This window comes from Halomonas sp., from assembly GCF_033549285.1.
In the GTDB taxonomy this organism is placed as follows: Bacteria; Pseudomonadota; Gammaproteobacteria; order Pseudomonadales; family Halomonadaceae; genus Halomonas.
This window is the reverse complement of record NZ_JAWSUJ010000153.1, coordinates 1-5,985: the sequence shown is the minus strand read 5'-3', so window position 1 is coordinate 5,985 and position 5,985 is coordinate 1. Positions and strand designations below refer to the sequence as shown.

8 protein-coding genes and 1 pseudogene are annotated in these 5,985 nt (G+C 60.4%); 2 read left to right on the top strand and 7 right to left on the bottom strand.

Features of this window, described 5'->3' with window-relative positions; translation table 11 throughout:
* Positions 1-728: 728 nt before the first annotated feature.
* From SCI24_RS20370 to SCI24_RS20360, 3 genes are all read right to left on the bottom strand, one after another.
* Entirely contained in the window at positions 729-959 is a 231-nt protein-coding gene (locus SCI24_RS20370) for an antitoxin MazE family protein (RefSeq protein WP_318727110.1), read from the bottom strand.
* Between the two features lie 82 nt (positions 960-1,041).
* Positions 1,042-1,335 (bottom strand): type II toxin-antitoxin system RelE/ParE family toxin, encoded by a 294-nt coding sequence (locus tag SCI24_RS20365; RefSeq protein ID WP_318727109.1) that lies wholly within the window; start codon positions 1,333-1,335, stop codon positions 1,042-1,044.
* Positions 1,323-1,595 carry a CopG family ribbon-helix-helix protein gene (locus tag SCI24_RS20360; protein WP_318727108.1) on the bottom strand — a complete coding sequence of 91 codons (273 nt, stop codon included), beginning with the start codon at positions 1,593-1,595 and terminating at the stop codon, positions 1,323-1,325. The genes SCI24_RS20365 and SCI24_RS20360 overlap by 13 nt, the downstream gene beginning before the upstream one ends.
* A gap of 170 nt (positions 1,596-1,765) precedes the next feature.
* Here SCI24_RS20360 and SCI24_RS20355 point away from each other — a divergent pair.
* Positions 1,766-2,421 (top strand): annotated as a pseudogene (locus tag SCI24_RS20355) (recombinase family protein).
* Here SCI24_RS20355 and SCI24_RS20350 read toward each other — a convergent pair.
* The 4 genes from SCI24_RS20350 to SCI24_RS20335 form a co-directional block, all read right to left on the bottom strand.
* Positions 2,406-3,662 (bottom strand): type II toxin-antitoxin system HipA family toxin, encoded by a 1,257-nt coding sequence (locus SCI24_RS20350; protein WP_318727107.1) that lies wholly within the window; start codon positions 3,660-3,662, stop codon positions 2,406-2,408. The pseudogene SCI24_RS20355 and the gene SCI24_RS20350 sit on opposite strands and share 16 nt — an antisense overlap.
* Entirely contained in the window at positions 3,649-3,987 is a 339-nt protein-coding gene (locus SCI24_RS20345; protein ID WP_318727106.1) for a helix-turn-helix transcriptional regulator, read from the bottom strand. Before SCI24_RS20345 ends, SCI24_RS20350 begins: the two co-directional genes overlap by 14 nt.
* 83 nt (positions 3,988-4,070) lie before the next feature.
* Positions 4,071-4,250 carry a type II toxin-antitoxin system PrlF family antitoxin gene (locus SCI24_RS20340; protein WP_318727105.1) on the bottom strand — a complete coding sequence of 60 codons (180 nt, stop codon included), beginning with the start codon at positions 4,248-4,250 and terminating at the stop codon, positions 4,071-4,073.
* Entirely contained in the window at positions 4,250-4,747 is a 498-nt protein-coding gene (locus tag SCI24_RS20335) for a transposase (protein WP_318727111.1), read from the bottom strand. Before SCI24_RS20335 ends, SCI24_RS20340 begins: the two co-directional genes overlap by 1 nt.
* A gap of 373 nt (positions 4,748-5,120) precedes the next feature.
* Between SCI24_RS20335 and SCI24_RS20330 the strand changes: the two genes are divergently transcribed.
* Positions 5,121-5,894, top strand: coding sequence for a LuxR C-terminal-related transcriptional regulator (locus SCI24_RS20330; protein ID WP_318727104.1), 774 nt, complete (start codon positions 5,121-5,123; stop codon positions 5,892-5,894).
* Positions 5,895-5,985 lie beyond the last annotated feature (91 nt).

Genomic DNA, 5,985 nt, shown 5'->3' with positions numbered 1-5,985 from the left:
CAGGTGCTGGTCCTTGAGGATCCAGGGCGCTTCCAGGCCCAAGCCGAGGGTCAGAATCTGGGTGCCGTCCATGCCATGCCTCCTGTCATCGTGGAGGTCATATCCTGGCTCAGCTCAGGGGGCGAATTCCTCACCCGGCGTCGAAGAGCCATTCTTTTTTCATCCCACAAACTCGTCGCGGGTCCACCCCTTTCGTAGCCTTCCCTCTTCAATCAGTCCGGCGAACAGACGCAGGAAACGGTAGGCTTAAGGTCTGAGGGTGACACGTCGCGTTTTCATAGCGACAAGAAAGTATCGATAAGGGGTTTTATCGATATTATAATGCCGCTTTCTTTACACACGGTGCTGCCCATCAGCGCTGTGCGTGGGAAAGGGCTCTGCAAGGCCTGGTGTCGGCAGGTCGAGCCTCGCTCACGCAAAGCCCAGGAAGACGGCCAGCGTCCAGTTAACGGCGATCATCGCGCTGTCATCGAGGTGGCCGAAGACCTCCCTACTCTCTCTCGCTTCACCATCGTGGGCTTGTCCACCATATCTGGGAGCGTTGCTGCAGGCCATTCTCGGGGGTGGGCTCTACATCGAGGCGGATCACCGGCGCATCGACCCGGGTGCTGTAGAGCAACTGAACCGTCACACTGCCGGTGCCGGCAAACTGATCCGACGGGATGATGAGGGGGGACGTGGCTTCCCGACGCCCCTCGATAGGGCAATGGTCATCAGGTCGACGCGCCTCATGCGCCACACTCATCGTCACCCAGGTCCAGGAGATCTGACTCCATGAAATCCTGCAGCTCCGGATTTCCGACGTCTTCAGCCGCTACGACAGCGCACTGACGGCGAGCTTCTTCGGCGAAGCCGGGTTGGCGGGTATCCGGCACCCAGATCTGGATCGGGTGCAGGCCGGCCGCTCGCAAGGCGGCATGGTGCTTCTTCACCCGATGGTTCGTGTTGTTGGTTGCCACCAAGGCGAATCCTTTGCTCGTTTCATGTAACAGGGTGTTACGCCCCTCCGCTACATGCAACGAAAAGGGTATCCAAAAACGCTCAATACCCCGCCTCTTTCTGATGCCTGAATGCCAAGACATACACCGCCTCAGCGGCTAGCTCGTAGTGGTACAGTGCCACGTAGCCGGAGTCCCCGAAGGGAATCACCAGTTCACGCAGCTCGGGCATTTCAGAGAGCGGCCGGCCAATGTCGGGGGATGATTCCAGTAGCAGGAAGTGTCGCTCGATGGCCTGCCCGGCCCGACTCGCGGCTTCCGGGGATTTGATGGCCAGAAATCTCCGGCATCGCTCCAAGCCTTCGGCTGCGCCTTCAGTAACAATTACTTGTGGCACTCAGGCATCGCCTTTTCATCTTCGGTGCCCCAGGTGTTCAACCAGGTGCGCACTTCCTGTCCGGTTAGGTGCCGCCCGGTTTCCTGATAGGCCGCCCAGGATGCCAAGGCTTCCTGCTTGAAGCTCTCGCGGGCTTCCTCACGCTCGACGTACTGCTGGATGGCTTCGAGCATGATCCAGTGCGACGAGCGCCGGCGCTGACTGGCAAGATGTTTGACGCGTTCTTTCAGTGCATCGTCGATCTTGAGTGATGTTGCCATTACCGGCCTCCTATCACCAGGTAATACCTATAGATACTCTAATCGTGAAGCCGACGTCCGTCAAACGATCGTTAGACGGCCAACCCGGACAATGTCCGAGAATATGCTTGTTGGATGGGTTGTCGGAAAAAAGATAGGCGTACGGAATAACGGTCATATAGGGGCGGCCAATGGCGCTGCTCGGCTATTCGCGGGTCTCGACGGTGGAGCTGGACACCGCCTTGCAGACCGATGCACTTCACAAGGCGGGGTGCGGCGGGCGAATCTTCGATGACACGGTTTCTGGAGGCAAGGCGGAACGACCCGGCCTGACGGCCGCCCTAGCGTTCCTACGCGAAGGGGATGTGCTGGTCGTGTGGCGACTGGATCGACTGGGACGCTCGCTGCCGCACCTGATCGAGGTCGTCAGCACCCTGGAGGAGCGTGGCGTCGGATTCCGGTCGCTGACCGAAAACATCGACACCACCACGCCGGGTGGGCGGCTGATCTTCCACGTGTTCGGCGCCCTGGGGTAGTTCGAGCGCGACCTGACCCGGAGGCGGGGCTTGCTGCGGCCGCCACTCGTGGGCGCAAAGGAGGACGCAAGCCCGCCGTCACTGACGACAAGCTGATGCAGGCAAGGGAGCACCTGGCCAACGGGCTGAATGTCCACGAGGCCGCCGCACGGATCAAGGTCAGCAAGACGGTCCTCTACGCCGCCTTGAAGGCCAATCAGTCCGATGTCCCAGACCACAGTGCAGCCGACTCCTTATACTTCGTGCAGCCGCCTTTTGACAATGACGCCTGTGATCTGGCCAGGAGAAGGCCAGCTCATGCCTCGGTATAGCCCTCCAACGCAAACGGGTTCAGAAACTGCCTGCCCCACAGAAAGTCGCGGTCGACCGGGCTCAGGTTGGCCTCATCACAGATAGCCCCCCAGTGCTCATGAATAGTCGCCATCTGGTGATTGATGATCTCACGGGCCTGAGTCTGGCTCAGTCCAAGCCCCTCCGCGGCTGCCAGGCAGTGGACCAGCTGACTGCGGCGTTCTTGACCATGCAGCAGCATTGCCTGGGTGGCTTCGCCACCCGTGCGTGACTGCGGGCAGATGTCGTAGGCCGGCGTCAGTCGATAGCTCCCGCCATCCCAGAAGGCAGCATGGTTACGTGCATGGTCGTCGGTGTTGCCGCAGAGCACGTTGAAGACGATGCGACCGAACAGCTCGCGCAGCGTTTGCCCAGGCTGGTCGAACTCGGCCCGGACCCGATGGGCGAGATCTTCATAGCTGGCATAGCGGGCCATCATCTCGTCCAGACCGAGCAGCGTGAGGGCCGAGAGCACAATGTGCCTACCCCAGCCGTCAGTGGTCTTCACTCTGTCGAAGCGTTCCACTAGCAGGACATCCTTGCCCAGTGAGCGGGCCATCTCGACGGGCGCGACATCGAGCCCCGTCTGCCTGGCGAGTCGCATGGCGACGAACTCCGCCTTCACCACGCTGTAGAGGTCAGTGCTGGAAGAGAACTTGGCCACCAGCTTGCGATCCCGGTCGTCCAGAAGGGCCTTGGGGCGGGCACCACCGATACTGCTGCCGTGCTGAATGGCCTGGTCCAGGGCCGGGGGTAGCGGTTCTCCTGCCTCCACATACGCTGAGGCTTCCTGCAACTCATCCAGGGTGGCAGCCTGGCTCTCGCGCGGCCTGTAATCGGTGGCAGATGCTTGGAAATCCAGCGCACCGATCCTGTCCGAGCCGGATTCGAGCAGGTAGACCAGCTCGTTGAAGTCGACACCATCAGCCGCATCGCCTTTCTGCCCTGTCAGACGGTTGATGATGACGCGACGTCCCCAGGCATCCGGGGAGGCGTCACGCAGGCAAGAGGGCAGCGCACCGTCGGCCTGTTCCTGGTTTCCTGGCTGAAGAGGAAGCTCGTTCGGGAAGAGGCTGATCGCATCAGGACGCTCAAGGTAGCGACGACCATAGGTGAAGCGATAGCGATCCTTGTCATCGCGGTCGACGCGACCGGCGACCACGGGGGATGTCTGTCCGGGAAGCCAGATCCAGACGTAGGCGCGTCGACTAGAAGTCATCATCGATGGGCTCTTGGGGGGAACGGCGAATCCGCTTGGGAAGCAACGTCAAGCGCTCCCGCTGTGTCGCCTGTTCACGTTTCAGTGTGTCCGGGTCATCGGTGAACAGCGACACGCCGACCAGCGCCGCGGCTTCGAAGTAAGTCCCGATGGCCACTCGGGGGGAGCCCTTGGCGACCTGACGGATCGTGACCACGCCGACGCCAACCCGCTCAGCGAGCTCGTCGCGGGTCCACCCCTTACGTAGCCTTCCCTCTTCGATCAGTCCGGCGAACAGACGCAGGGAGAGGGAGGCTTTAGGGCTGAGAGTGACATGTCGCGTTTTCATATCGACATTATAACATCGATATGGCTTTTTATCGATATTATAATGTCGCTTGCTTTACGCTCACCGACCGCCCCTCCACGAGGCTACTCACCGTCACAGCTTCGCGTAGCTGCCAAACGGTCTTCATGAAGCGCCTCAGCGAGGTTCACCTCGATACCCGCCGTCAGGCGCTCAGCCTCGGCAAAGGTCTTGGTCGTGACGGGTCGAATACAGCTTGGGCGGTTTACCAGGTCCTTCTCCAAGAACGTCAGGAAAGCGCCCATTACGGTGTCTTGGTCGGGGGCGTGAAGAGACATGTCTTTATCCTTTGCTTGCCATACCTATGTGGCAGGGTATCCAGCCCTGGCATGGCTGCCAACATGAGACCCTCATGTACAGAAAATGTATGGTCCGCCCCGGTGACGCCAGAGCCTTCCTCTTCGGCTTCAGCAGTGGCTTCTGGGAGACCGCCGCCTACATGACCTTGAGGTAGTTCGTGATACGCCACCGGGCCGCTCGCGGCGTCGGGGCCTTCTGGATCCAGCGCAGCTTCATCTCTGATCACCCAGGCATCGGCCGTGGCGATCCGGTCGGCCACCAGCTCCTTGAGCACCTTCTTGCACACCTCGTCCAGCCTCTTGGTGAAGGTCTGCACGATATTGAACCAGTCGACCGTGACTTCGGTCCTGGGAAGATGCTTTGACACAACGCTGAGTAAGGCTTGTGACATGTCGCAGACGACCTCGACCACGTTGTCCGGATCACCGCCATGGGTCGCCAGAAAGGCGCCGAAGGCCTCGATGGTGTCCTTGCCGTGGCCTGGTACGGGAAAATCACAGGCTCCTGTTTGCGTTGCATATCGAGGAACCCGTCACGAAACGCTGGCCGCGCCGGGACGCGGTTTCGTCCACGCCGACGGTGGCCACGTTGCGAAGATCCAGCTCCCCATCGTGATGCGCTCGAGGGGGGACGCCACGCTGCAAACGTTCATTCTGTGGCGTTGTGGGCGTCCGCACGGCTACACACCGTGTAACAGCTTGATCATGCCCGGCTCACAAGGAATTCCGGCCTTCCCTGTTCAGAGTCGAGGACAATGACGAACATGGTATGCTCAATCTGACCTATTCATAGACGCTCTGCCGGGGCCCATCAACGTGATCTCTCCCGACCCTTTTGCCACCGCCGACTCCCAGGCCTGGCACCAGCGCCTAGCCCAGCTGATCCGAAATGCCGGCAGCAGCAGTTTTCCCTCTCTGTTAGAGCAGGCTCTCTACGAGTTGGCCGGCTTTGACACCATTCTGATCAATACCTACAAGGGCCAGCACCGCCCCCTGCTGGTCCATGACAACTACCCACCGGAACGCCGGGAGCAGGGTATCGAGCGCTACTTGAGCGAGGCCTATCTCCTCGACCCCTTCTTCAAGGCCGTCCACGATGGCCTTGATCGCAGTGCCCACCGCCTTCGCGAACTGGCCCCAGACCGGTTCGAGAATAGCGACTACTTCCATCACTACTACCGCGCCCTGGGCCTCACCGACGAGGTCGGCCTCTTTGCTAGGGTCGACGGCGACGTGGTGATGGTCGTATCCCTTGGCTTCCGCGGTGACGGGGCTCGGGTGACAAGGCGCGTCATGCTTGCGCTGCGACACGTCACACCTGTCATCGACGCTCTCCTGAGCGAATATTGGAAATGGCAAGGTCATAGCTTTCAGGCAAGCCTGGAAGAGCGTGAACCGGTAGAGGCCGCCTTCGAAAGCTTTGGCCAGGAAGCACTGACACAGCGCGAACGGGAGATCGTGCGGTATCTGCTGGCGGGGCACTCCACCAAGTCGGCGGCCCGTGAGCTCGACATTAGCGACGGGACGGTCAGAGTCCACCGCAAACACAGTAAGTATCCCCCGGCAAAGCCGGGGGCTTTATATTGTTAGCCCCTCAAAGGGGCACCTGATTACTCATGTTGATCAGCCACCACCGCGTCAGTCTTTCCTATACTGATGTTATGTCCAGTAGAGGAGGTGA

Bases quoted from the DNA above. Each gene is read 5' to 3' on its own strand.
- SCI24_RS20345 (WP_318727106.1), bottom strand. From the start codon at position 3,987: ATGAAAACGCGACATGTCACTCTCAGCCCTAAAGCCTCCCTCTCCCTG.
- SCI24_RS20340 (WP_318727105.1), bottom strand. From the start codon at position 4,250: ATGGGCGCTTTCCTGACGTTCTTGGAGAAGGACCTGGTAAACCGCCCA.
- SCI24_RS20360 (WP_318727108.1), bottom strand. From the start codon at position 1,595: ATGGCAACATCACTCAAGATCGACGATGCACTGAAAGAACGCGTCAAA.
- SCI24_RS20350 (WP_318727107.1), bottom strand. From the start codon at position 3,662: ATGATGACTTCTAGTCGACGCGCCTACGTCTGGATCTGGCTTCCCGGA.